The sequence below is a fragment of the Alistipes sp. CHKCI003 genome, assembly GCF_900021155.1.
GTDB lineage: Bacteria > Bacteroidota > Bacteroidia > Bacteroidales > Rikenellaceae > Alistipes > Alistipes excrementavium.
In genome coordinates this window covers 1-23,882 of the sequence record NZ_FCNT01000052.1, presented here as the reverse complement: position 1 = coordinate 23,882, position 23,882 = coordinate 1, and the positions used below count along the sequence as shown (strand labels likewise).

Here is a 23,882-nt window from a genome sequence, read left to right as displayed (position 1 = left end):
AAATTATCGCCCCAGCGCTTTCCGTTCGAGACGCCGGCGGTAAGCCTCGTCGGCGAAGGTGCGGAACCCGAAGCGGGGTGCGCGGTCCGCAGGGGCATGCAGTGCGTACCGGTCGAGCAACTGCGCGACGCGGCGGGCGACGGCGGGCGACGGATCGACGATCGCGGCTCCCCATCCGGCGGCGACCCGTTCGATCGCGGGCAGCAGAAAGGGATAGTGCGTACACCCCAGCACGATCTGGTCGGCCCCCTGCCGGAGGATGGGTTCGAGCACGCGCCGCACGCATGCTTCGGCCTCGGGGGTCGTCTCCAGATCGCCTTCGACCAGTTCGACGAACCCCTCGCCGGCCGCGGCGACCACCTCGGCATCCGCCGCATAGCGGGCGGCCGTACGGCGGAACAATTCGCCGTCGAGGCTGCGCTCCGTAGCGAGCACCCCGACCACTCCGCTCCGGGTGCGGAGACAGGCGGGTTTCACCGCAGGCTCCATGCCGACGATAGGCATCGGAGCGTACTTGCTGCGCAGGAAATCGATCGCCGCGGCCGTGGCCGTGTTGCACGCCACGACCACCATCTTGCACCCTTCGGCCACGAGTGCGGCGACCGCCTCGTCGGCCAGCCGCCGGACCTCCTCGCGCGGTTTCGATCCGTAGGGGCAGTTTTTGCCGTCGCCGAGGTAGAGGAGCGACTCCCCGGGCAGCGCAGCGCGCAGCGCACGCCACACCGTCAGGCCGCCCATGCCCGAATCGTAAACTCCTATGGGTCTATCGTCGTCCATCTCCGAATTCGTTCGATAACCGTGCGACCAACTCCTCGTCGCTCATCGCGCCGCACTCCACGGTCGAGTGGGCCTTGGCGTAGAACAGCTCGCGACGGGGCATGTCCGATCTCATGTATTCCACGAGTTCGACATCATTAAGACCACTCAATTTAGGACGTTTGCGACGGCCATACGGCGTCAGTCTCCCGGCGATTTGCTCGGCCGTACGCCGCAGGTAGACCGTATGCCCCGCACCGTTCATGCGTTCCATGTTGTCGCCCCACAGAGGCAGGCCGCCGCCCGTGGAGACCACGCACACACCCCCCTCGGCGATGATCGTCTCGATCGCCGCACGCTCCAATTCGCGGAAACGGGTTTCGCCCTCGTAACGGAAAATGTCGCAGACCGACGCCCCTTCGCGCTCTTCGACCACGCTGTCCGTGTCGAAGAACGGCACACCGAGCCGGCGGGCGAGTTTCCGCCCCAAAGTGCTCTTGCCGCACCCCATATACCCCACCAGAAAGATCGGCCCCATATTTCGCAAAAGTCGATTATCTATTTGATCCGCCAACAACTGCACATCATTACCTCAAATCCGCATAGACCTACATGACAAGCCTGTTCTCTTACTCGCGGCTTCGTCCTGCTCCGCAGTGCGCCCCGCACTGCGAATCCAGCGCTCCAAGCTCCTGCCGCCGGGCTTCGAACAGCGAACCGCAAACTCCGATTTCCGAATCGCACCGCCCGGCCGAACTTCGAATTCGCATCCCGAACATCGCCGGACCGGCACGCACACTCCCGACCAAACTGCCGGTTCCGCACACGGAGTGCTTTCCGCACCATAGCAGAAAGTCTCGCCTCGCCTTATCTTACCTTATCTTATCTTATCCTATCTTACCTCGCCACACCTTCTGCCGGCCGGGAATCGACGACCGACAGACAATCCGCTTCTTCGCCCCCCGGGCTGTTCACGCCCCCACGGCCTCCACCGCCGATGCCGTTCGGACAGCCACCGACTTCGCGGCGCCGCATCCGCCTCCGAGCAGGCAGCCCGCACGCCGGTCCCGATTCCGGCTCCGTGTCGCGCATATTCCCCGGAAACCGATCCGCTCTCCGATACCGCCAGCCGAGGCTCCGAACTTCCGCCGCGCCCCGTCGTCCCAAAACCCGGAAATCCGTCCGATACCCGATCCGGCATGCGTCCAATCCGGCGTAAACGGCACGAGAACCCACTGCCGGGAGCTCCTCCGCCGGGAAGCACACCGTCGATTCCGCTCCATACAGGCCATTTTCTCGCAGTCCCGCATTCCGGCTGCCGCGGGCTCTGCACAGGAACGTCCCGGTCCGGCCCGGCTGCGAGCGGATGCCGGATCAGAACAGATTCAACTGTTCGGAATCGATCATCTGATCGGCATCGCCCACGGCGCGTTCGATCTCGAACTCGACGCCCCCCTCCTCCTTCGGACGGTTCGGAAACACAGGTCCTAAGGCAGTTCCCCGGCCGCCGCCTGCCGATTTCGAATGTCCGGCAGTCTTGCTGCCCGCCACCGGCTGCGCCCCCTCGCCGCCTCCACCCGTTTGCGGACGCAGGTGTGCGGCCCCGCCGGAACCGGCGTCCCGGTCCGGTGTGCGGGTGTCCTCCGTCCGCGCAACATCCGAAGCGCCCGAACCATTCGCAACATCCCGATCTTCCGCCCGCTCCGCATTGGCGGAGAACGCCTCGAAACCGATCGGCCCCTCCGGGCCGGATTCGCCGCCCCCCGGAGCTTCGTCCGGTTCGGCCTCGGTCGGCGGCTCGGGTTCGATGAAGGCGAGCGAATCTACTTCGTACGTCGTCAGTCTTTTGCCTTTGGCCCGGTGGCTCTTCACGCCGATGAACTCGTCCACGTCGATCTCGTCCGCCGGACGCGATGCATGCGCACCCTTGTAGGCGATGCGGAGTTTCGTCCCCGCCGCACCCGTCATGGCTACGAACTCGGCCGCGCCCTCCTCGTCGAGGAAGAACTGCATCCGTTCGCTCGCCTCGGCCGTGAAGCGTTTCAAGTAGTAATACTTCTGCTCCGCATCGTAATAGCAGAGCGCATAGATCCGATCGGGTTCGTATTTCTCGACACGCACCGTCTCGTCGGGGAAGTGCTGCGAGAGTTCGTAACCCGTGATATAATACTGATTCTTAGAGGTCCACACGATCAACCTGTCGTCGCCCTCGAACTCCCCGAGCAGCACGCCGCGTCCGTCGGCATTCAGCCGCCGCACCTCCTCGTCGTACCAGATGTCCTGTCCGCCGAGCGTAGAGGCGCCGCGCTCCTTGAGCACGATCTTGTGGATGCCGTAACGCGAGAAAAGGTTGCCCTGACTCTGGCGTCCCTTGATGGCGAGTGTCGAGAAATCGAGATCGACGATCACCTTCTTCAATCGCGGCCGCGGCTTGAAGTAAACCTTGAGCACTTCGGCCTCTCCGTTCGGATTGACAGACATATAGAGTATTTCACTCTTAGGCGTCCCCTTCGTGATGTCGTACTCCTTGTCGCGCGTGATGCCCTTGATGGCGCAGCGCTTCATCATGATCGGTCCGTTCTTGCCGTCGCGGTAGAGCAGGTTGTAGATCGTGCGTTCGTCGTTGCGCTTGAAAACGCCGATGTAGTAGATGTTCTTATCGAAGAACGCCTTGTCGCTCACCTTCGTGATGACGTAGCGGCCGTCGCGCGTGAAGACGATCACATCGTCGATGTCCGAGCAGTCGCAGACGAACTCCGCATCCTTCATCGACTTGCCGATGCCGAAAAATCCTTCGGCACGGTCCACGTAGAGCTTGGCATTCGTTACGGCCACCTTCGTAGCCTCGATGCAGTCGAACTCGCGCAGCTCCGTGCGGCGCTCCTTGCCCTTGCCGTATTTGTCGCGGATGCGTTCGAAGTAGGCCACGGCATACTCGGTCAGGTGCGCCAAATGGTATTGCGTCTGCTCGATGTCGGCCTCGATCTGACGGATCTCGTTGTCGGCCTTGTCGCTGTCGTAGCGCGAGATACGGATGAACTTCAGCTCCGTCAGCCGCTGCACGTCTTCGAGCGTAACCGCACGGCGGAGCCGCCCTTTGAAGGGCTCCAACCCTGCATCGACCGCTTTGTAAGCCTCCTCGCGCGTCGTGCATCCCTCGATCAGGGCGTAGAGCTTGTTCTCGATGAAGATGCGTTCGAGCGACGCCGCATGCCACGCTTCGTTCAGCTCGTCGAGACGGATTTCGAGCTCGCGGCCCAGCAGACAGCGCGTGTGCTCGGCCGAGCGGCGCAACATTTCGCTCACGCCGAGGAAGTGCGGTTTTTCGTCGTAGATCACGCACGCATTCGGCGAGATCGAAACCTCGCAGTCAGTGAAGGCGTACAGCGCGTCGATGGTCTTGTCGCTCGACTCGTCGTTTGCGACGTGGATGATGATCTCGACCTTCTCGGCCGTATTGTCGTCCACGCGCCGGATCCTGATCTTGCCCTTGTCGTTGGCCTTGATGATCGACTCCTTGATCGACTCGGTGGTGGTCGTATAGGGGATCTCCGTGATGGCCAGCGTGCGCTTGTCGATCTTCGAGATGCGGGCGCGGACCTTCACCGCCCCGCCCCGCAGACCGTCGTTGTAGCGGCTCACGTCCGCCAGACCGCCCGTCGGGAAGTCGGGGAAGAGCCGGAACTCTCGCCCCTGCAAATGGGCGATCGCAGCATGGATCAGCTCGTTGAAGTTGTGGGGCAGAATCTTCGACGCCAGCCCCACGGCGATGCCGTCCGAGCCCTGCGCCAGCAGCAGCGGGAATTTGATGGGGAGCGTTACGGGCTCCTCGTTGCGGCCGTCGTAGGAGCGCATCCACTCGGTCGTCTTCTTGTTGAACACCACGTCGAGCGCGAACTTCGACAGACGCGCCTCGATGTAACGGCCCGCGGCGGCTTCGTCGCCCGTCAGTACGTTGCCCCAGTTGCCCTGACAGTCGATCAGCAGCTCCTTCTGCCCCAGCTGCACGAGCGCGTCCTTGATCGAAGCGTCGCCGTGGGGATGGTACTGCATGGTCTGCCCCACGATGTTGGCCACCTTGTTGTAGCGTCCGTCGTCCACGCTCTTCATGGCGTGGAGGATGCGGCGCTGCACGGGTTTCAGGCCGTCCGCGATGTGGGGCACGGCGCGTTCGAGGATCACGTACGAAGCGTAATCCAGAAACCAGTTCTTGTACATGCCCGTGAGCTTGCGCACGCTTCCCTCGTCCTGCGTCAGACGATCGTAGCGGCCCGCCGGCGCGCCTTCCGTCTGCGGCCGGACGGTCTGCCCGCCGCCCTCTGCGGCTCCCGCCTCCGGTGCCGCCGCTCCGTCGCCGGAGGCTTCGTCCCGCGCCTCGCGCTCCCGATTCGTATCTCGTTCTTCAGCCATACTTTAATTGAAATCTTCCTGTACGATGTCCTCCTCGATACGGAGGTTGTCGATGATGAACCCCTGCCTTTCGTAGGTATTCTTGCCCATGTAGAACTCCAGCAGGTCGTGGATGGGGTCGTCCTTGGTGATGCGCACCTTGTCGAGCCGCATGTGCTCGCCGATGAACTCGCGGAACTCGTCGGGCGAGATCTCGCCGAGGCCCTTGAAACGGGTGATCTCGGCATTGGCGCCGCACCGGGCGACGGCCCGCTGCCGCTCCTCCTCCGAATAGCAGTAGTGCGTCTCCCGCTTGTTGCGCACGCGGAACAGCGGCGTCTGGAGGATGTAGAGGTGGCCGCTGCGGATGATGTCGGGGAAAAACTGAAGGAAAAAGGTCGTGAGCAGCAGACGGATGTGCATGCCGTCGACATCGGCGTCGGTGGCGATGATGACCTTCTCGTAGCGGAGGTTGTCCATATCCTCCTCGATGTTGAGCGCCGCCTGCAGCAGGTTGAACTCTTCGTTCTCGTAGACGACCTTCTTCGTCAGCCCGAAGCAGTTGAGCGGCTTGCCGCGCAGCGAGAAGACGGCCTGCGTGCGCGGGTCGCGGCTCTTGGTGATCGAACCCGAGGCCGAATTGCCCTCCGTGATGAAGATCATCGAACACTCGGCCAGCTCGTGTTTGTCCACGCGGTGTATCTTGCAGTCGCGCAGTTTCTTGTTGTTGAGCGACACTTTCTTGGCCGTCTCGCGCGCCTTCTTCTGGATGCCCGAGATGGCCTTGCGCTCCTTCTCGTTCTCCACGATCTTCCGCTGGAGAATCTGCGCCGTCTCGGCGTGCTTGTGCAGATAGTCGTCGAGGTGTTTGCCCAGAAATTCGACCACGAAGTTGCGCATCGACACCCCCGGCTCGATCTCCTTCGAGCCGAGCTTGATCTTGGTCTGCGACTCGAACACCGGATCCGTAACCTTCACCGAGATGGCGGCGATGATCGACGTGCGGATGTCCGACGGATCGTAGTCCTTATGATAGAACTCCTTGATGGTCTTGGCGATGGCCTCGCGGAACGCCGCCTGATGGGTCCCGCCCTGCGAGGTGTACTGTCCGTTGACGAACGAGAAGTAACTCTCGCCGTAACCCGTGCCGTGGGCGATGGCCACCTCGATGTCGTCGCCCGAGAGGTGGATCGGCGGATAGAGCGGCTCTTCGGCGAGGTTCTCGTTGAGCAGGTCCAGCAGACCGTTCTTCGAGACGTAGTTCCGGCCGTTGAGCCGGAACGTGAGACCGAGATTCAGATAGGTGTAGTTCTTCACCATCTGCTCGACATACTCCATATTATAGGTATAGGCGCCGAAGACCTCCTCGTCCACGCGGAACGAGATGAACGTGCCGTTCTTCTCCTCCACACCGCTCTCCCAGCGGTCGCTCTGCTCCAGCCCCTTGGCGAACGTTACGGTGCGGGCCTCGCCGTCGCGGACCGAGCGGGCCGTGAATTCGCTCGAAAGCATGTTCACGGCCTTCACGCCCACGCCGTTCAGACCCACGGTCTTCTTGAAGGCCGTGCCGCCGTACTTGCCGCCGGTGTTCATCTCGCTCACAGCAGCGGAGAGCGATTTGAGGGGGATGCCGCGGCCGTAGTCGCGCACCGAGACCACGCTGTTCTCGATCGTGATGTCGATCTGCCGCCCCGCCCCCATGATGAACTCGTCGACCGAGTTGTCCACCACCTCCTTGATGAGGACGTAGATGCCGTCGTCGGCCTGCGAGCCGTCGCCCAGCTTGCCGATGTACATGCCCGGGCGCAGGCGGATGTGCTCGCGCGGCGAGAGGGTTACGATCGCGTCGTCGCCGTAGTCGTTGTTGGTATTTTTCAGTAAGTCGGACATAATCGTGTCATTCGGTTTAGCCGCGCTGCTCCGCGCCGCGCATCGCTGCGAGGGCTGCGCACATGGCCTCGCGCACCTCCCCCATCGTCTCCTTCACGTCGGCCGCTGCGATGCGTTCGGCGGAAACGGGCGGCAATACGCGGAGCGTGATGGTGTTGCGCCAGCGGAACAGCCGGTTCGGACGGATGAGCGTCGTCGTACCGTCCATCACCACGGGCAGGATTTCGGCACCCGCCTCGCGGGCCAGCATGAAAGCGCCAGCCTTGAAGCGGTGGATCTCGCCGTCCTTCGAACGGGTGCCCTCGGGGAAGACCGCCACCGACACGCCCCGTCCGAGCCAGCGCCGTCCCTCGCGCAGCAGTTGTTCCATGGCCTCGGCCGCATGGCCGCGGTCGATGCAGATGTCGCCGTGCAGACGCAAGAACTGTCCGAAAAAGGGCAGCCTGAAGACCTCGCGCTTCGATACCCAACGGAAGTTGAGCGGCAGGAAGTAGAGCGCCGGAATGTCGGTCATCGCCCGATGGTTGATGACGATCACATAGGCTTTCCTGCGGTCGACGTGCTCCATGCCGATCACCTTGTGGCGCCACAGGGGCGGAACGAAAAAGAAAATCCGCACCAGCACGCGCGAGAGCTCATGCACCGTGCGGCGCGACCGCTGGAAGGGCCACGTCAACACGAGCGCCACGGCCGAAAGCACGAGAAAAAGCGTGCAGACGACGCCGAGAAACAGATAGTAAAGGATACTCAACATAACGCAAGGGGCCATTCCCCCATAATAATTCAATCTGCAAATTTACGCTTTTCCCACGGATTTCCGCCCTCCGCAACGGCGAATTTTCAACAAAATTTGCACGAACGACGCCTCTGCGGGAGCGGTTCCGCAGAGTGCGCGAACGAAACGATCCGACGGATTTCTGTGCAATCCGTCGGATCGTCGAAAGTCATGCGACCGATGCGGCTCCGATCAGTCGCCGAAGTTATAGGAAATAAATTCCGGATTTTCGTCGTATCCGAGGAAATTGCCGAACGAATACACTCCGTCGTTCACGCCCTGCCAGCCGAAATTGCAGCGCACATAGTATTGACGGCCGGAACCGCCCGGACATTCTCTCATCCGCCACCCGTCGAATACCCATGCATGACGGCTTCCCGCGGACGTAGTCGCTTCGACGTACACAGGCATATTGTTCTCGAAGAGCATACTCCTGATTCTACCGGAAACCAAATACATATCCCCCAGTTCATCGACAGAGAACGACTGCACCAATTGATATTCGCGCATGGAACTCCTCATAATTCGAACGATTGTTTCGATCGTCGTGCGGCTTCCCTGAGCGACCCGAATCGTCCCGTCCATGGCCGAGCACAGTTTGGCCACCTCTTCCGCACAGTTGCCCGTCGGCGTTTTCATCGTCGCCGCAGTATTCAACAAAGTCCAATTGGGAATATATCCTCCGAGTTGGTTGAAATCGATGCGGTTGAACTTTTTGTTGTATACCATAATCTGACAGATAGCGACGGTCGCCGGATTCAGGTCGTCGCCGTACACCCCGTCCGGCCCCCACTTGGTCAGCATCATCGACCCCTTGTTCTCCTTGATCTCCCATGAGCCGATCCTCGGACGCGGTTCGTTATTGTCGAGCGACCGCACGAGATAGTCGGCCACCATGGCATTCACAAAGGTCGGCGCATCGACCTCTTCGCCTGCGTCCACGGCCCGTTTCGCCGCGGCGAGCGTCCGGGGCGTCATCGAATTTTCGTTCACGACGGCTACCACGGGGTCTTGCCGGAGGTCTGCCCCCAGAACGGCGTAACCGCCCTCTTCGAAATTGACGACATAGCCCAGCGGAGCATCCTCCCCGGCCGTCCGGGTTGCGGTCATTTCACTGCCGTACAACGTCTGCACATCCGCCACCGTGCGGACCTTGCCGCGCGTCCGCATGTCGTCCAGCATGTTCTGCAAATCGGCGAGCGCTTCCTCCGCGGATACGGCGTAAGACACCGCAGGCAGCTCGTCCCCTTTCGGTGCATCAGCCATTTCGTCATGGCTGCACGAAACCGACAGGCCCATATCTGCCGGCGAAGCAATCAATAATAATTTTTCCCGGACTTAATATTTAGGACGGCCAATAGTTACGCCCCCTCGAATTATAATTCGGATATACGAACAATCTCCACCTCCTCAAAAACATATTTTATATTTATTATTTTGTATATTCTATATTATCGCATAATATTGATTATCTTTCGGCCAAGAATTTGCAAAGCCGATCGTTCGAGGCGTTTATCAGACATGCAGCCGACGACAGCGCACCGGCACGCACGGAACATGCGGCCTGTCCGGACTCTGCGAACCGCCGTCTGCCGGTTACTTGCGCTTGGTCCGTTCGGCGATGATCTGCTCGGCGATGGCGAGCACCCGCTCGCTCGTACCCCGCCCGCGAATCACCTCCGAAACCCAGACCCAGTGGACGCCGGCACGTTCCGCTATAAGTTTTTTATCCCCGCGGACAAGATTCCGCCGGATGTTTTTTAAACGTTTTTCCTTGCTGACCGAGTCCATTTTGAAAATTTTGTATACTTTTGCTACATAAAGTTTATAATCACTGCAAATATAGTAGAGATTTTTCATACAAACAAGAAAATATGAGAGAAATTTCAGTTATAAAGGGAAGAATTTTGCAATACCTTGAATCCAAAGGTATTACAAAATACACCTTTTATAAGGTTACAGGGGTCGCAAACGGCATTCTGAGCCAGCCGAACGGCATTTCGGAAGATACCCTGCAGAGATTTCTCCGCAACTACGAGGACGTGAACGGCGACTGGCTGCTGCGCGGCGAGGGTCCCATGCTGCGCACATGGCTCCATCCGACCTACAAAACGGCCGACGAAACGGATCCGGATCAGCTGCGCGATGTGCGGGCCTCCTACAACGGAGCAGGCACCTGTCCGGCCGCGGGGATTCCCGTCGCCGACCTGAGCGCCGCCGCGGAGGCTCAGACGGTGTACTCCGGCGCCGAGACGATCCGCGTCCCGGGCTTCATGCCCGAAAGAGGTTTTTACCTCTGTTTCCGGACCGAAGACGAAGCGATGCGTCCCACGCTGCAAGAGGGCGGATACATCGTCTGCCGGCTGCTCGGCGAGGACGAGTGGGCGCAGCTCGACGAACGGAGCGTCTGCGTGCTGGTTACGCAGCGGAACGAATGCCTCATCCGCCGGCTGAGGCCCCTGCCGGAAAACGAAGGCGGTTTCGCCGCACTCGCCGACAACTACGACACGCGCAGCTATCCGGTTCTCCGCTTCGGGAAAGAGGATTTGCGCCGCATCTGGAAAGCGGAATGGTACATGACGCCGTCGCTCGTGCCGACCGCAGACCTGTGCAACAAGAAAATGCTCGCTCTGGAAGAAGAGGTGAGTTCGCTGAAACACCGCGTGAACCGGCTGATTCCGCCGGAGGAATAAACCGCTGCCGCTGCAACGGCCATCCATCCCCGCAGTTTCCCGTTCGGAATCCTGCGGGGATGCTATTTTATATATGTTCCGGCCGGAGAGTACGAATACGGACAGTCCGCCGAGGTGCACCGTCCTCCGGCGGGCAACGTTTTCGGCCGGGAAGACGCCGCGGTACAGCGGACGGTAACGAATCCGGCCCGCACGAAAAAACCTTCGCCGTCGAATGCGCCAAGGCTTCGTCCGAATGACCGCCGATGCGGCACGACGCAGCGGCCTCCGGATGGCAGCGCTTCGGGCAACGGTACCGTCGTACTCCGGACGGACGTTCCCGCCATCAGCGGACCGTACCCGCCGACGGGACACCCGTCCATTCCCCACACGGCGGCACAGAAAGGGATCGCGCGGAGCGCAATCGCATCGCAGTTCCGCTTGGGACGGATGTTTTCGCCTGCCGCCGAACGCTCCGGGCGTCTCGGCACGGAACATTTCGCACCTCCCGCTCCCGCCCTGCGCAGGCACCGCATCGTGCCGCCACGATACACGCCCTCTCCGCAGCGCCCCGTAACCGTCCAAAGCCGGATCGAATCCTCCGACCGAGGCGCGTCGCAACTGCCCCCCGACGAAAAGGAACCTCCGGCGAAACCCTCAGAGCGCACAACGGCCGGCCGGACCGTCGCAGACATGTTCCGCACATACCCCTCTCTCCCAACGCCGCATAAGGACGCACGGCCATGACACCCGCCCGCCCGTCCGACATACACGCAACGCACATCCCGGCGCCGTCCGCCGCTGGCATCCGAATTGTTCGGTGGATCGAAAAACGAAATTCCGCCATGCAGCACTTCTCCATCGCCGCCTGCCTCGCCGTGCTGAGCGGCCTCCTCTCGGCTGCCGTCGTCGCGTTCGACCTGCGGCGCCGTCCGCAGCCCATGCGCATCATGAACGCCGTATGGATTCTGACCCCGCTTTGGTCGGGCGCGGTCGGGCTGGCGGCCTATTTCTCTTTCGGAAGGGCTGCGAAACCGCATCCCGCACCGACGACCGGAGAGGCATGCCGCAACGGCCGTCCCGCGGCGGAACCGGACGGGACGGCCCCGGAAAATCTTCACTCCGGCACGCGGAGAACGAACGGAACGCCTGTCCCTCTCCGGGACAAGAGCTGTGCGGATTCTCCGCACATGCGTATGACCGAAGCGAAGGACCAAAGCGGCCGCATGATCGCGGATATGCCCTGCGACAAAAGAAGCGAACCGGAAAAAGAGATGCACCGCATGTCCATGACGCACGCAACGTCGGGCATGGAACCGGACGGACCGGGAGCGGGCGGACCGGGAAAAACGGAGATGCACGGGATGCCCCCGCACGCGACGAAGACGAGCACGATGAAAACGGACACGACGGAGACGGAGGCAATGAACACGGGAACGATGAACATGGGGACGATGAATATGGAGACGATGAATATGGAGACGATGAACATGGGCGCTCCGCGTCCGCGCTGGCAGTCGGCGGTGCTCTCGACGCTCCATTGCGGAGCGGGCTGCACGCTGGCCGACCTGACCGGCGAGTGGTTCCTGTATTTCGTGCCGGTAGCCGTCGGGGGCAGCCTGCTCGCAGGGACATGGATAACGGACTATCTGCTGGCGCTCGTTTTCGGCATCGGCTTCCAGTATGCCGCCATTCGGGGCATGGAGCGCATTCCGCGCGGCGAGGCGGTCGTCCGTGCGGCCAAGGCCGATTTTCTCTCCCTCACGGCATGGCAGGCGGGCATGTACGGCTGGATGGCCGTCGCAATTTTCGTCCTCGGCGACGGTGCGGCGTTCTCCCGCACGACCTTTCGGTTTTGGTTCATGATGCAGATCGCCATGTGCTGCGGCTTTCTCGTGTCGCTGCCCGTGAACGTGCTGCTGATCCGCAAGGGGATCAAAAAAGGGATGTGATTACCGCAGGCGGTGGAGCCGGAACAAGGGCGAAAGACGCTCCGCGAGCGGTTTGCCCACGATGATGACCGTAACGGCGACGAGAATCAGCACCACACCCGTTACGATGCGGAAGGTGAGCTGCTCGCCGAAGACGACCACGCCGAAGAAAAGCGCCGTTACGGGCTCCAGTGCGCCGAGAATCGCCGTCGGCGTCGATCCGATGCAGCGGATGGCCTGCGCCATCGTTACGAGCGACACGAGCGTCGGGAACAGGCCCAGCGAAACGGCATTGACCCACAGTCCCGCCGTCGGGACCGGTTGCAGACCGGCGCCGAAACGCAGGCGCACCGCGAAGACCGAGAGCCCGAACAGAAGCGCATAGAAGGTCAGTTTCTCGGTGGGCATGCGGCGCAGCGCCGAACGGTTGACGCCGACGATGTAGACCGCATAGCATAGCGACGAAAGAAAGACGAGCGCCACTCCCAGCAGGCTCAGCGTCGTGCCGCCCTCGCCCCTGTAGAGCAGCGAGATGCCGCAGAAAGCCAGTCCGATCGAGAGGGTCGTGAGGAGCGAAACCCGCTCGTGGAAGAACAGGGCCATGATGACGGCCACCAGCACGGGATAGACGAACAGGATCGTCGAGGCGATGCCCGCATCCATGAGGTTGTAGCTCCGGAACAGGAAGAGCGACGAAAAGGAGAAGAGCAGGCCCATCGCCGCGAGCGGCGCAAGCTCGGCCCGGCGCAGCGCGAACGACTGCCGCCTCGCGAGCATCAGTCCGCCGAGCAGCACGACGGCCGCCGCATAGCGGTAGAAGAGCACCGAATCGACATCCATGCCCGCCTCGTACATCGGCAGCGCGAAGAGCGGATTGAGTCCGTAGCTGGCGGCTGCGACCGCTCCCAAAACGTAACCTTTGACTTTCGTGTGGTCCATAATTCCGGAATAACGGCGCAAATGTAACAAATCTTATCCCGAACTCTCCTTTTTTCTTCAGAAAAAAGTTACTTTTGCGCTTTCGAAAACCCCGACTACCGCCATGACCCGCAGCAGCATCCTCCCGATCGTCGCCGTACTTCTGCTTTTCACGGCCCGCAGCGCCTCGGCCCGCACCCCCAAAGAGAGCATCCCCGAAAAGCATATTCCCGAAGAGTGCGCCGACACGCTCGCGGAGGCGGCCTCCCCGCGGCTCGGATTCGAGATGGGCATCGAACTGCTGAGCAGCTACGTCAGCCGCGGCAGCTATCAGGCCGGTGCGAGCTTCCAGCCCTTCCTGCGGGTTTCGTGGGGCGGCCTGTTCATCGGCGCATGGGCGTCGACCGATTTCTCGGGGACGCAGATGCGCGAGGTGAACCTCTCGCTCGGCTACCGGAAGGGACGGTTCGAAGCCGCGCTCATCGACTACTACATCGCACCCCACCCCGAAGCCGAGGGGCGCTTCTTCGACTTCGGACACCGCAGCGCCCACACGTTCGAAGCCAGCCTGTCGTGGAGCGTGAGCGAGCGGGTGCCGATCGGCATCTGGTGGGGCACGATGTTCGCCGGTGCGGATGTCGCCGACGACGGCAGGCGCAACTACTCCTCCTATGCGGAGATCTCCTATCCGTTCGCCCTCCGGCAGGCCGTCGACTTCAAGACGGGCGTGGGATTCATGCCGTGGTCCACCGAGAACTGCTTCAACACGCGGGGATTCGCCGTTACGAACGTCTATCTTCATGCCGCCAAGACGTGGACCCTGCGCCGCAACCTGCGGCTCGGACTGCTGGCCCGCATCATCTGCAACCCCTATCGGGAACAATTCAACTTCGTGGGCGGCGTCCGGTTCGAACTTTGATCCCCGGGCCGCCCGGCTCTCCGGCGGAAATAAACTTCGCTCCACCCGGTCGAAGAGCGGAAACACCCCTATGAACTTCCGGTTCCGGGCCGCCCGCCCCAGCTCTCCGGCAGGAATGAAACCTCGTTCCGTCCGCCGCAGCTGCCGGCATCCCTGCACTCCTTGCAGCGACTTCGAAACGGATCGGGTCGGGGCACGGCCCCCGAAACAGCGGAACGTCCGTTTTGCGGCTAAAGATTTCCTCCCTTCTCCCCGCATTCGCAGCCCGGCCCGTTTTCCGTTCCGGAACAGGAGCGAAGGTCCCAATCAAGCCCCCTCCGCCTCGGCCGCCCCGCACCCTTCCGACTGCGCGGCGGAACCGTCCGACAAATCCCCTTCGGAGCGACTCGCATCCGCAAACGCGGTCTTCGGTGCGAAGCAACGAGTAGCGATCGCTCGTTTTCCCACGGTCGCCTTTCCCGCCTCGGCAGAGCCCGAACTCCCGTTCGGCTCTGCGCCCGGTTTATCGAAACGGTTCTTTTTCGGGAAAGAGGGGGGGGGAATTTTCCCGCATCGCCGATCTCCGAACGGGTTCCCAGCCTGCACCCGGTCGGATGGCAGCATTCCGAAGGGTATTTTGCCGCTTCGCCGCAGTCCGAACGCTATTCGGTTCAGCGCTCCACCTACCGAGCCGGTCCGGCTGCCGGCCGGGACGGAGTGCGCCGAACGGTCCGAAGCAGGCGCCCCCCGCAGCGAACGTTCGCACCGCCCGCAGCTCCGCACGGAACGGAGCCGACCGCGACCGCAGCAGCGGCGCCGCCGAACATCCGCACGCGCACCTGCGAAGCTTCACGAAAAGTCCTCTTTATCGCAAGACGCAAAACTGCGGCAATCCGATGCGGGAAATCAGCCGCCGCTCCGCCGACCGCCCCGTACGAAAAATCCCCGCGACCCGCCGAATCGCCCGTCGCAGGAATCCGATCGTCCGTTCCCGACCGCCCCCCCGACGCACGGCAAAACGAAACGGGGCTCCCGCCGCATACGCGAAGAGCCCCGTCCGCTCCGGCCGGCAAATTCAGAACGCCACCGTCGGCGCGGTCTGCGCCCCCTCCGCAGCCGTGAAACGCGCTTTCCGTTCGAACCCGAACATACCGGCCACGAGGTTGGCGGGGAAGCGGCGGATCGCCACATTGTAGCTGTTCACCACCTCGTTGAACTCCTTGCGCGAGACGGCGATGCGGTTTTCGGTCCCTTCGAGCTGGGCCTGCAATTCGAGGAAATTCTGATTGGCTTTCAGGTCGGGATAACTTTCGGCCACGGCTATGAGACGCCCGAGCGCCGAGCCCACCTGCGACTGAGCACGCTGAAATTCGGCCATCTTCTCCGGCGTGAGATCGTCCGCCGAGAGCTGGAACGACATCGCCTTCGCACGTGCTTCGACCACTTCGTCGAGCGTCGATTTTTCGTGCTCGGCATATCCTTTCACCGTACTGACGAGATTGGGAATCAGGTCCGCACGACGCTGATACTGCGTTTCGACGTTGGACCATGCGGTCTTCACGGCCTCGTCCTTCGAGACGAAACCGTTGTAGGTCGAATAGAAGAAGATGCCGATGACCGCCACCACGGCGGCGATCACGATCCAGATCCGGTTTTTGCTGTTTTTCATTTCGATTGTCATTGATTGGTTTATTCCGATTCAAATTTCTCCGTTCCGGTGCGGAGCGCCGTTTCGGCAAAGCTCGCATGTCCGCCGTCCGAAAGTCCGAAGCCGGCCCGCTTCCGGCATCCGCCCGGGGTCCGAACCGCCCGTCTCCCGATCCGGCGGCGTCCGAAGCCCGTTCCGGCCCCCGCTCCAGCCCCGCTCCGACACCCGCTCCGGCGCAAGCCTCGGTGTCGTCCGGCTCCCGAGCCATCACCGGACCGGGCGCTTCCGGCGCGAAACTCCCCGGTGCTACCACCTCGAACCCGCACCTCCGCCGCCGAAATGACCGCCCCCGAAGCCGCCGCCCGTACCGCCGCCGCCGAAGCCGCCGAAACCGCCGCCCATGAAGACGCCGCCGCCCGGACCGCCCAGATGGTTGTCCCGCTCGCTGCGGACCTGCCGCCTGACCACCTCGCCGCAATTCGTGCAGACGAACGTATATTCGATCACCTTGCAGGCGGGTGTGCTCCGCACCGCCTCCTGCGACCGCAATCCGAGCGTATACCGATGGCAGCGCGGACAACGCTTCCGGCGATAATAGCCCCACACGGAGGCTCCCAGCGGCACGGCGACGCATCCCAGCACGATCACGAGGATCGCCCATGCGGGCATCGCTCCGCCCGAGGCCGCATCCGTGCCGCCCAGATCGAGTTCGGAGCCTTCGAGCCGCCGGGCCAGAGCCTCGACGCCTGCCGTCATGCCGGCGCTGTAATCCCCTTCGCGGAAGTAGGGAAGCATGTATTTCATCTGGATGCGTTTCACGACGGCGTCGGGCAGCACGCCCTCCGCGCCGTCGCCCGTAACGATCCGGATCTCGCGTCGGTCGCGCACCAGCAGGATGCCCACGCCGTTGTCGCGGTCGCCGCGCCCGACGCCCCACGACCCGAAAAGTTCGATGGCGAAGCCGAACACGTCGCCGCCCTCGATGTCGCCCACAGCGACCACGGCCACCTGAGCGATGTTGCGCTCGCGCAGCGAAGCGCACACGGAGTCGATGCGCGCCACGGCCGCCGCCGACAGGATGCCGTCGGGATCGGAGACATAGCGCGTGCGGTCGGCACGCTGGACATCGGGTATGTCGCGCACGCCGTAGGTTTTGGCTGCGGCGCCCGCGGCGACGCAAAGCGTCAGCAGAAGCGGTATCAGTCGTTTCATAGCTTCGAAATAAGGGGCGGCAGCGCCCGGAGCCGCCGCACGCCGCAGGGAACTCCTACAATTTCGGTTCCTCGTTCATAAAATAGTCGAGCACGCACTTCAGCTCCCTCAGTTTGGGTTGCAGCTCGGCCCGGTTTTTCACATAGTAGTCGCGGATCTCGGCCCGCCGCGCCGGAGCGCGGAGCGTAACGTCCAGCGCCGTGGACGGTGCGGGCACGCCGGCACTCTGCAAGATGGACTTCAGCACGACGGTTCCCAGATCGAACACGCGGTGCAGCGGCAACTCCTCGCTCTGGCGGCTCCAACGGCCGTTCACGCGCCGGAACACCTTCGCGGCGATCTCGCCGCCGTCGTATTGCGCATTGCCCACCGAAAGGCTCTCCGCATCCGTACGATTCTTATAAATGCCGTCGTGCGGCGCGTAGTCGTCGACGGACATGATCGGCCGATGGGCCAAATGGATCGGTGTTGCCATCTTTGCAGCTTAATTTTCAGCAAACATACGAAAATCGCGGTAAACCCGAAAGAAAAGGCCGAAAGTTTTTCATGCAAACGGCGCACCTCCGTCGCCGACACGGGGATAACCGGCGCACACGGCCGCCCTCTCCCGAACCGGCGGCCGAATTCCGCGCCAGACGCTTCTTCGCCGGCCGGGCTCCGTTCGCATCGGACCGGAAGCTCCCGTCGCGCCGGTCCGGCAGCGGCACCGGCCGCCGCTCCGCCCCATCCGGCAGCCGCACCCTCGACACGTCGCCGAGCGCTCCGCCCCGCTCCGGCCGGAACGAATCCGCGAAGAGCAGGAGGGAGGGAGCCGGCGTCTCCTCCGAGCCGGTGCCGGAGGCGAGGCTGTGCCGGAGGCGAGGCTGTGCCGGAGACGAGGCTGTGTCCGTGCCGCCGCCCCCGAAACAACCGCGGGCACTATCGCAACCGGTGAAGCCGAACACCCGGACCTCGCAGACGGCGCACCCATACCCCGCACCGGACTGAAATTCCGCTTCTTACGATCGGACACAAAAACCGGCGCCGCCTGCCGTGCGGAACCGGATCCGACTTGCGGACCATCCGACCGCTCGCCCGGGAATCCGCGGGCGAAGCGCCGGTCCCCCTCACATGTACGGAGCAGCGGCCCCCGCACACGGCCTTTCGACACGGGGCATCGACCCGTTGCCGCCGAGAAACCGCACGGCCGTCCGCGCACCGCGGCCCGCGACGGCGCCGCCGGCACCGGATGGCCCCGGCACCGCGCAGCGGAGCCCGTCTGCAAACAACGGAAAATCAGCGTTCCCCGCGGCTCAGCAGCCGGTAGCTCCACGGAGCCATGTCGCATTCGACGTGTTCGGGCAGTTCGGCAGCCTCGCCGCTCAGAGCGTCGACATAGGCTCCGGCATAGATTCCCGTCCGGAAATCGGCATGAATCGCATAGGGCGAAAGGTTCATCGCGGCCACCACGCGGTTGCCGTCCCGCTCGCGCACGAAGGTCATCAGACAATCCTCGGCGTTGTTGCGGATCTCGATCGTCGTCCCGCCCCGGCCGCCGGCATCGAGGGCCGGATTGGCGTGCCGCATCCGGATGAGGCGGCGGTAGCGTTCCGTCGCAGCGTTCTCGCGGTAGGCCTCCCCGGGAATCGGATCGCGGTCGAAGAAGCCGAACACGTGGTCGTAGCCCACCTCCTGCCCCGTGTAGACCAGCGGCATGAAACCCTCGGCGACGAAGGTGAATGCGGCCATGATCTCCGCCGCGGCACCCATGCGGGCGAACTCCGTGCCGCTCCACGAATTCTCGTCGTGATTGGAGGTGAAGAGCAGCCGGATCGCCTCGCGCGGATAGCGTCCGCGGTCGGCACGGAGCCAGTCGCGGACCGCCGTGATGCGGACCTTCTGCTGCGCGACGTCGTTCAGGAGGTGGAACAGTTCCCAGCCGTAGCAGGCATCGAACGCTCCCTCGTCGAAGAGCCACCTCTCCTCGGCCTCGGCCAGCAGAAACAGGTCGGACTTCGCCCCGCGCAGCTGCCGCGCCGCCTCGCGCCAGAAGGCCGGCGGCACGAGCATCGCCATGTCGCAGCGGAAGCCGTCGACGGCGTGGCGTTCGACCCAGAAGCGCATCGCGTCGATCTGACCCTGCCACACGGCGCGGTTCCCGTAGTCGAGTTTGGCCGTATCGGTCCAGCCGCACGGCACGAGCGGTTCGCCCGCCTCGTCGCGCTCGTACCAGTCGGCGGGCCGCTCCGCGAGCCAGCGGGCATCGCGCGAAGTGTGATTGGCCACCCAATCGACGAGCACCCGCATCCCCAACCGGTGCGCCTCGGCCACGAAGTCGTCGAAATCGGCCATCGTGCCGAACTCGGGATTCACGGCGCAGTAGTCGCGGATCGAGTAGTAGGAGCCGAGCGTCCCCTTGCGGTTCGCCTCGCCGATGGGATAGACGGGCATGAGCCACACGGCGTCGAACCCCATGCGGCTAAGAAACGGCAGCCGCTGCGCGGCTGCCCGCAGCGTACCTTCGGGGGTCAGTTGGCGGACATTCATTTCGTAGAGCACCGCACCGCAGCTCCATTCGGGATGATTCGTTTGCATATCTGTTCTTCGTATTGCTCCGTCCGTTTTCCGCCCCGGCATAATCCGAATGCGCATCCGCCCCCGGATCCGGTCTGACGGAACGGGCGGCATTCCGTCGGCCCGAGCGCAGAGACGAATACGGGTCCGGCATCTGCCGGGGCGGAAAACGGCAGAAAGGATTCCAACCCTATCGCACCGCGCAAAACACGCGCCGGATTCCCGCGGTGCGACGCCGCCTTCCGCAACCGCACCCTAACGGGGTGTCGCGCAGCGCAGGCTGCCCGCCACCGTCCGGCGCTCGCCGTAGAGCCCGATTTCGACCGGCTCGCCCTCGCAGGCGATCTCGACCTCGTCGGGCGTGGCCCGCACCGAGAGCACGCGGTCTCTGTAACGGACCCTGAAAGCGAGCGAACGCCACCCCGCGGGCAGTGTCGGCGCGAAGGTCAGCACGCCGTCCTGCATGCGCATGCCGCCGAAGCCCTCGACCACCGAGAGCCACGAGCCGGCCATCGACGTAACGTGGCAGCCCTCCTCCACTTCGCGGTTGTAGTCGTCCAGATCGAGCCGCGCCGTGCGCAGATACATCTCGTAGGCTTTGTCCATGTCGCCGATCCGTGCCGCGAGAATGGCGTGCACGCAGGCCGAGAGCGACGACTCGTGCACCGTGCGCGGCTCGTAGAACCGGAAGTTGCGGCGCACGGTCTCCGGATCGAAATCGTCGAAAAAGAAGTAGAGCCCCTGCAAGACATCGGCCTGCTTGATGAAACACGAACGCAGAATGCGGTCCCACGACCAATGGCGGTTGATCGGCCGCTCGGCCGGATCGAGCTCCGCGGCGAGGCGCTGCTCCTTGTCCATGTAGCCGTCCTGCTGGAGGAAAATGCCCAGCTCCCGGTCTTCGCCCAGATACAACCCGTCGGCCACGGCGAGCCACCGGGCCGTCTCGGCCGCCTCGTCGAACCCGCGTGCGGCGCAGATGCGGCGGTAGTCGCCGGGGCGGTGGGTGCGCACCCACGCGGCCGCTTCGGCCGCATAGCGCAGGCACCACGCGGCGATATAAGAGGTATACCAGTTGTTGTCGACGTTGTTTTCGTACTCGTTGGGACCGGTTACGCCCAGCATCACGTATTTCCCGCGCGCCTCCGACCACGTGATCCGCTGCACCCAGAAGCGGGCGATCGAGAGCAGCACCTCCAATCCGTATTCGGCCATATAGGCCTCGTCGCCCGTATAGCGGATGTAGTTCCGGATGGCGTAGGCGACGGCTCCGTTGCGGTGAATCTCCTCGAAGGTGATTTCCCACTCGTTGTGGCACTCTTCGCCGTCGGCCGTTACCATCGGATAGAGGGCCGCACCGCCGCCGAAACCGAGTTTCGCAGCATTTTCGATGGCCTTGTCCAGCTGGTCGTAGCGGTAGACGAGCAACGCGCGGGCCACCTCGCGGCCCGCCGTCGAAAGATAGAACGGCAGACAGTAGGCTTCGGTGTCCCAGTAGGTTACGCCGCCGTATTTCTCGCCCGTGAACCCTTTCGGACCGATGTTGAGCCGCACATCCACGCCCGTGTAGGTTTGCAGGAGCATGAAGATGCAGAAGCGGATGCCCTGCTGCGCCTCGGAGTCGCCCCCGATCTCGATGTCGCATCCGTGCCACCGGCGCTCCCACGCCGCCGTCTGCTCGGCGAGCAGCGCCTCGAAGCCTGCGGCGCGGGCCTCTTCGGCGGCACGGCGGGCCGCGGCGATCAGTCCGTCCGGGGCATGGTTGAGCGAGGAGCAGATGCCGGCATATTTATACAAGGTCGCCGCCTCGCCCTTGCGGAGCTTCACCGTAGCGGTCTGTGCGACGCGCTCGCCCGCCGTCTCATTCCTGAAGGAGGCCCCTGCGAGCGTGCAGACCTGCGCCCACGCAGCCTCGAAGCCGCTTTTGCGCGTGCGCATCCGCACGGCATCGGACTCCGTTGCGACATGTTCCCAGAACTTTTCGTCGTAATTGGCATCCGCATTGCGCACGTCGGCGTCGATGAAAGGGGAGAACCGCACCTCCGCATCGCGGTCGAGGGGCCTCACGGCGAAGCGGACGACACCCGTTTCGCGGCGTTCGAGCGGCAGGAACCGCACGACCTCCACCTCCGCTTCGATGCCATTGCCCATCACGACCCTCATGCGCCGCGTGAGCACGCCGCGGCGCATGTCCAGTTCGCGGCGGTAGTCGCACACGCTGCCTACGGTAGCCAGATCGAGCCGCTCGCCGCCGATCTCTACGCCCACGCCCGTCCAGAAAGCACTGTTCGGCACCTTGGCGAAATAGTCGGGATAGCCGTTTTTCCACCACCCCACGCGCGTCTTGTCCGGATAGTAGACGCCCCCGATGTAGTTGCCCTGCAGCATGGGACCCGAATAGCCCTCCTCGAAGTTGGCACGGCCTCCCATGACGCCGTTGCCCAGTGCGAAAAGCGACTCGGAGGATTTGACCCGCGCCGGATCGAAACGGTCCTCGATGATCTTCCAGTCATCGGTTTGAATAAATCGCTCGGTATACATAGTTTCTTCCATAAAAAATGATTCATATTTCAAGGTCCGTGCAGCCTCCTAATCCGAATTCCGCCGTTCCCCCCCCCTCCCCGTCGGACCGGCAACCGCCGCACGCCGCACGGAACGGCGGCGGATCGCGGATCTCCGCGCATTGCCGGAGCCGGGGGGGGGGCAGTGCGGAAATCCGCCGTCCGATGCGGTCCGAAAGCGATCGTCCCGGACCGTCCCGCGACACCGAATCGGCTCGCCACGCGCGCCTTACCGCGACGAAGCCCCCGATACGGGCTCCCCGAGAACAGCCCCCCGAAAAAGACGGGGCCGCACGCACGGGACCTCTCCGAGACGAGCTCCCCGAAACGGGACATTGCTCGAAACGAGGTCCCCGAAAAACGAATTCTTCCCGAAACGAGCTCCACAGGACGGCCGCCCCCGAAAAACGAGGTTTTCCCAAGACGAACGCTCAGGACGAGGCTTTCCCAAAACGAACTCCCACCCCGAACCGCCTTCGAGGTGAAGCCCTTCGAGACGGGGCAATCCGCCCGCATGCAGCGATTCGCGGTTCCGTCCTCCCCGCTCTCCCGTCCCGACACGCTGCCGGGAAACCGCAGCCCGCGCTGCGGCCGTGCGAGAATGCGCTCCGCACTGCATGCAGACCGAAGGCCGCACGCGAACTGCGGCCGAACGGCGTCGGCGCACGAAAAATCCGCCCTCCGCTCAGTCGACCGCGGCGGCCAGACGGTCGAAGGTGAAGCCCTCGAATCCCGCGATCCGCAGCGTGGCCGCCGCCAGCGCCGGGCTCGGGCCCACGCCCACCGAACGCATACCGGCCCGCGCAGCCGCTTCGATGCCGGCCGCGGCATCCTCGAAGACGACGCATGCGGCAGGCACCTCCCCGGCCAGTTCCGCCCCGCGGACGAACACCTCGGGATCGGGCTTGGCACGCGCGACGAGCGTGCCGTCCACCACCGCATCGAAGAGCGGCCGCAGTCCGCAGCGGTCGAGAATCGTGCCCGCATTCTTCGATGCGGAGCCGAGCACGATTTTCACGCCCCGCGCGTGCAATTCGCCGAGAAACGGCCGCACGCCCGGAAGCACGTCGTCCGGCGTCATGCGGCCGACGAACTCCAGATAACGGTCATTCTTTCGGGCGGCCATGCACTCCCGCTCCTCCGGCGCGAAACGCCCGGCGAATCCGCCCGCCTCCAGTACGATGTCGAGCGACGCCATGCGGCTCACCCCCTTGGTCGCCTCGCCCGCGGCGGGCGTCAGCTCGAATCCCAAACTACGGGCCAGCTCGGCCCACGCGAGAAAATGGTACCGCGCCGTGTCGACCACCACGCCGTCCAGATCGAATATACAACAACGAATCATAACTTCGAAACATTGAATTCTTTGCTTTCCCCTCCCCGTTCTCCCGACCCGGCAACTTCGGGCGAATCCGGATCGCTCCCGGTTCGTCGGAACGAATCTTTTTATCATCGGGCAAAACCGGCCTTCCGCTCTTCGAATCGAAGCCGGGTTCTTGGGAGCCGTGCGAGCCGGAGCTTCCGCAGGCGGCGGCCCGCCCTTCCGGGGGCGTGCGCCGCGAGCTGCGATCCCGTTCTTCCGTCGCCCAAAGAGGGATTCGGAGAACGTCTTTTTCTTCGTACCTTCCGGTGCCGAAAAACAATCCGAAAGCGATTTAGGGTTTTCCCTCGCTCCCCAGCTC

The 23,882-nt window shown here is 63.3% G+C and carries 17 protein-coding genes; 3 read left to right on the top strand and 14 right to left on the bottom strand.

All coding sequences use genetic code 11. The features are described 5' to 3' along the window. Nucleotides 1–3: 3 nt before the first annotated feature. The 7 genes from murI to BN3659_RS06425 all read right to left on the bottom strand — a co-directional run bounded on the left by murI (nucleotide 4) and on the right by BN3659_RS06425 (nucleotide 9,670). Complete coding sequence (gene murI / locus BN3659_RS06455) at nucleotides 4–777, bottom strand: glutamate racemase (RefSeq protein ID WP_091535459.1); 774 nt, start codon at nucleotides 775–777, stop codon at nucleotides 4–6. Then, complete coding sequence (locus BN3659_RS06450) at nucleotides 764–1,294, bottom strand: shikimate kinase (RefSeq protein ID WP_091535458.1); 531 nt, start codon at nucleotides 1,292–1,294, stop codon at nucleotides 764–766. Before BN3659_RS06450 ends, murI begins: the two co-directional genes overlap by 14 nt. Before the next feature lie 836 nt (nucleotides 1,295–2,130). Next, on the bottom strand, nucleotides 2,131–5,166 hold the full coding sequence (locus BN3659_RS06445; RefSeq protein ID WP_141682521.1) for a DNA gyrase/topoisomerase IV subunit A: 3,036 nt from the start codon (nucleotides 5,164–5,166) through the stop codon (nucleotides 2,131–2,133). Nucleotides 5,167–5,169: 3 nt separating this feature from the next. Then, on the bottom strand, nucleotides 5,170–7,035 hold the full coding sequence (locus BN3659_RS06440) for a DNA topoisomerase IV subunit B (protein WP_091535457.1): 1,866 nt from the start codon (nucleotides 7,033–7,035) through the stop codon (nucleotides 5,170–5,172). 16 nt (nucleotides 7,036–7,051) lie between these two features. Then, nucleotides 7,052–7,789, bottom strand: a complete 738-nt coding sequence (locus BN3659_RS06435) for a lysophospholipid acyltransferase family protein (RefSeq protein WP_091535456.1) — start codon at nucleotides 7,787–7,789, stop codon at nucleotides 7,052–7,054. A 213-nt stretch (nucleotides 7,790–8,002) separates the two neighbouring features. Beyond that, nucleotides 8,003–9,076 carry a C10 family peptidase gene (locus BN3659_RS06430; protein WP_171847724.1) on the bottom strand — a complete coding sequence of 358 codons (1,074 nt, stop codon included), beginning with the start codon at nucleotides 9,074–9,076 and terminating at the stop codon, nucleotides 8,003–8,005. A gap of 330 nt (nucleotides 9,077–9,406) precedes the next feature. Then, nucleotides 9,407–9,670: a hypothetical protein gene (locus BN3659_RS06425; protein ID WP_091535454.1), complete on the bottom strand. Its 264-nt coding sequence runs from the start codon at nucleotides 9,668–9,670 to the stop codon at nucleotides 9,407–9,409. 14 nt (nucleotides 9,671–9,684) lie between these two features. On the opposite strand from BN3659_RS06425, the gene BN3659_RS06420 reads away from it, so the two are divergent. Together BN3659_RS06420 and BN3659_RS13475 are read left to right on the top strand one after the other, a co-directional pair. Further along, entirely contained in the window at nucleotides 9,685–10,503 is an 819-nt protein-coding gene (locus BN3659_RS06420) for a S24 family peptidase (protein ID WP_141682519.1), read from the top strand. Between the two features lie 824 nt (nucleotides 10,504–11,327). Next, on the top strand, nucleotides 11,328–12,434 hold the full coding sequence (locus tag BN3659_RS13475; RefSeq protein ID WP_224757860.1) for a DUF4396 domain-containing protein: 1,107 nt from the start codon (nucleotides 11,328–11,330) through the stop codon (nucleotides 12,432–12,434). On the opposite strand, the gene BN3659_RS06410 is transcribed toward BN3659_RS13475, so the two are convergent. After that, nucleotides 12,435–13,352, bottom strand: coding sequence for a DMT family transporter (locus BN3659_RS06410; protein WP_091535452.1), 918 nt, complete (start codon nucleotides 13,350–13,352; stop codon nucleotides 12,435–12,437). It lies immediately after the preceding gene. 103 nt (nucleotides 13,353–13,455) lie between these two features. On the opposite strand from BN3659_RS06410, the gene BN3659_RS06405 reads away from it, so the two are divergent. Beyond that, nucleotides 13,456–14,250 carry a hypothetical protein gene (locus BN3659_RS06405; RefSeq protein ID WP_091535451.1) on the top strand — a complete coding sequence of 265 codons (795 nt, stop codon included), beginning with the start codon at nucleotides 13,456–13,458 and terminating at the stop codon, nucleotides 14,248–14,250. Nucleotides 14,251–15,304: 1,054 nt separating this feature from the next. Here the strand turns inward: BN3659_RS06405 and BN3659_RS06395 are convergent. The 6 genes from BN3659_RS06395 to pgmB form a co-directional block, all read right to left on the bottom strand. Beyond that, nucleotides 15,305–15,898 (bottom strand): LemA family protein, encoded by a 594-nt coding sequence (locus BN3659_RS06395; protein WP_091535449.1) that lies wholly within the window; start codon nucleotides 15,896–15,898, stop codon nucleotides 15,305–15,307. A gap of 285 nt (nucleotides 15,899–16,183) precedes the next feature. Continuing rightward, entirely contained in the window at nucleotides 16,184–17,089 is a 906-nt protein-coding gene (locus tag BN3659_RS06390; protein WP_091535448.1) for a TPM domain-containing protein, read from the bottom strand. A gap of 55 nt (nucleotides 17,090–17,144) precedes the next feature. Next, nucleotides 17,145–17,564 (bottom strand): DUF6530 family protein, encoded by a 420-nt coding sequence (locus BN3659_RS06385; RefSeq protein ID WP_141682518.1) that lies wholly within the window; start codon nucleotides 17,562–17,564, stop codon nucleotides 17,145–17,147. An 800-nt stretch (nucleotides 17,565–18,364) separates the two neighbouring features. Then, nucleotides 18,365–19,663 (bottom strand): alpha-amylase family glycosyl hydrolase, encoded by a 1,299-nt coding sequence (locus BN3659_RS06380; protein WP_091535446.1) that lies wholly within the window; start codon nucleotides 19,661–19,663, stop codon nucleotides 18,365–18,367. Nucleotides 19,664–19,897: 234 nt separating this feature from the next. Then, nucleotides 19,898–22,195, bottom strand: a complete 2,298-nt coding sequence (locus BN3659_RS06375) for a family 65 glycosyl hydrolase domain-containing protein (RefSeq protein WP_224757861.1) — start codon at nucleotides 22,193–22,195, stop codon at nucleotides 19,898–19,900. Between the two features lie 693 nt (nucleotides 22,196–22,888). Beyond that, nucleotides 22,889–23,545 carry a beta-phosphoglucomutase gene (pgmB, locus tag BN3659_RS06370; RefSeq protein WP_091535441.1) on the bottom strand — a complete coding sequence of 219 codons (657 nt, stop codon included), beginning with the start codon at nucleotides 23,543–23,545 and terminating at the stop codon, nucleotides 22,889–22,891. Between the last annotated feature and the right edge of the window lie 337 nt (nucleotides 23,546–23,882).

Coding starts and splice junctions, on each gene's coding strand:
- murI (WP_091535459.1), bottom strand. CDS start 777: ATGGACGACGATAGACCCATAGGAGTTTACGATTCGGGCATGGGCGGC.
- BN3659_RS06450 (WP_091535458.1), bottom strand. CDS start 1,294: ATGGGGCCGATCTTTCTGGTGGGGTATATGGGGTGCGGCAAGAGCACT.
- BN3659_RS06445 (WP_141682521.1), bottom strand. CDS start 5,166: ATGGCTGAAGAACGAGATACGAATCGGGAGCGCGAGGCGCGGGACGAA.
- BN3659_RS06440 (WP_091535457.1), bottom strand. CDS start 7,035: ATGTCCGACTTACTGAAAAATACCAACAACGACTACGGCGACGACGCG.
- BN3659_RS06435 (WP_091535456.1), bottom strand. CDS start 7,789: ATGTTGAGTATCCTTTACTATCTGTTTCTCGGCGTCGTCTGCACGCTT.
- BN3659_RS06430 (WP_171847724.1), bottom strand. CDS start 9,076: ATGGCTGATGCACCGAAAGGGGACGAGCTGCCTGCGGTGTCTTACGCC.
- BN3659_RS06425 (WP_091535454.1), bottom strand. CDS start 9,670: ATGAAAAATCTCTACTATATTTGCAGTGATTATAAACTTTATGTAGCA.
- BN3659_RS06420 (WP_141682519.1), top strand. CDS start 9,685: ATGAGAGAAATTTCAGTTATAAAGGGAAGAATTTTGCAATACCTTGAA.
- BN3659_RS13475 (WP_224757860.1), top strand. CDS start 11,328: ATGCAGCACTTCTCCATCGCCGCCTGCCTCGCCGTGCTGAGCGGCCTC.
- BN3659_RS06410 (WP_091535452.1), bottom strand. CDS start 13,352: ATGGACCACACGAAAGTCAAAGGTTACGTTTTGGGAGCGGTCGCAGCC.
- BN3659_RS06405 (WP_091535451.1), top strand. CDS start 13,456: ATGACCCGCAGCAGCATCCTCCCGATCGTCGCCGTACTTCTGCTTTTC.
- BN3659_RS06395 (WP_091535449.1), bottom strand. CDS start 15,898: ATGAAAAACAGCAAAAACCGGATCTGGATCGTGATCGCCGCCGTGGTG.
- BN3659_RS06390 (WP_091535448.1), bottom strand. CDS start 17,089: ATGAAACGACTGATACCGCTTCTGCTGACGCTTTGCGTCGCCGCGGGC.
- BN3659_RS06385 (WP_141682518.1), bottom strand. CDS start 17,564: ATGGCAACACCGATCCATTTGGCCCATCGGCCGATCATGTCCGTCGAC.
- BN3659_RS06380 (WP_091535446.1), bottom strand. CDS start 19,663: ATGCAAACGAATCATCCCGAATGGAGCTGCGGTGCGGTGCTCTACGAA.
- BN3659_RS06375 (WP_224757861.1), bottom strand. CDS start 22,195: ATGGAAGAAACTATGTATACCGAGCGATTTATTCAAACCGATGACTGG.
- pgmB (WP_091535441.1), bottom strand. CDS start 23,545: ATGATTCGTTGTTGTATATTCGATCTGGACGGCGTGGTGGTCGACACG.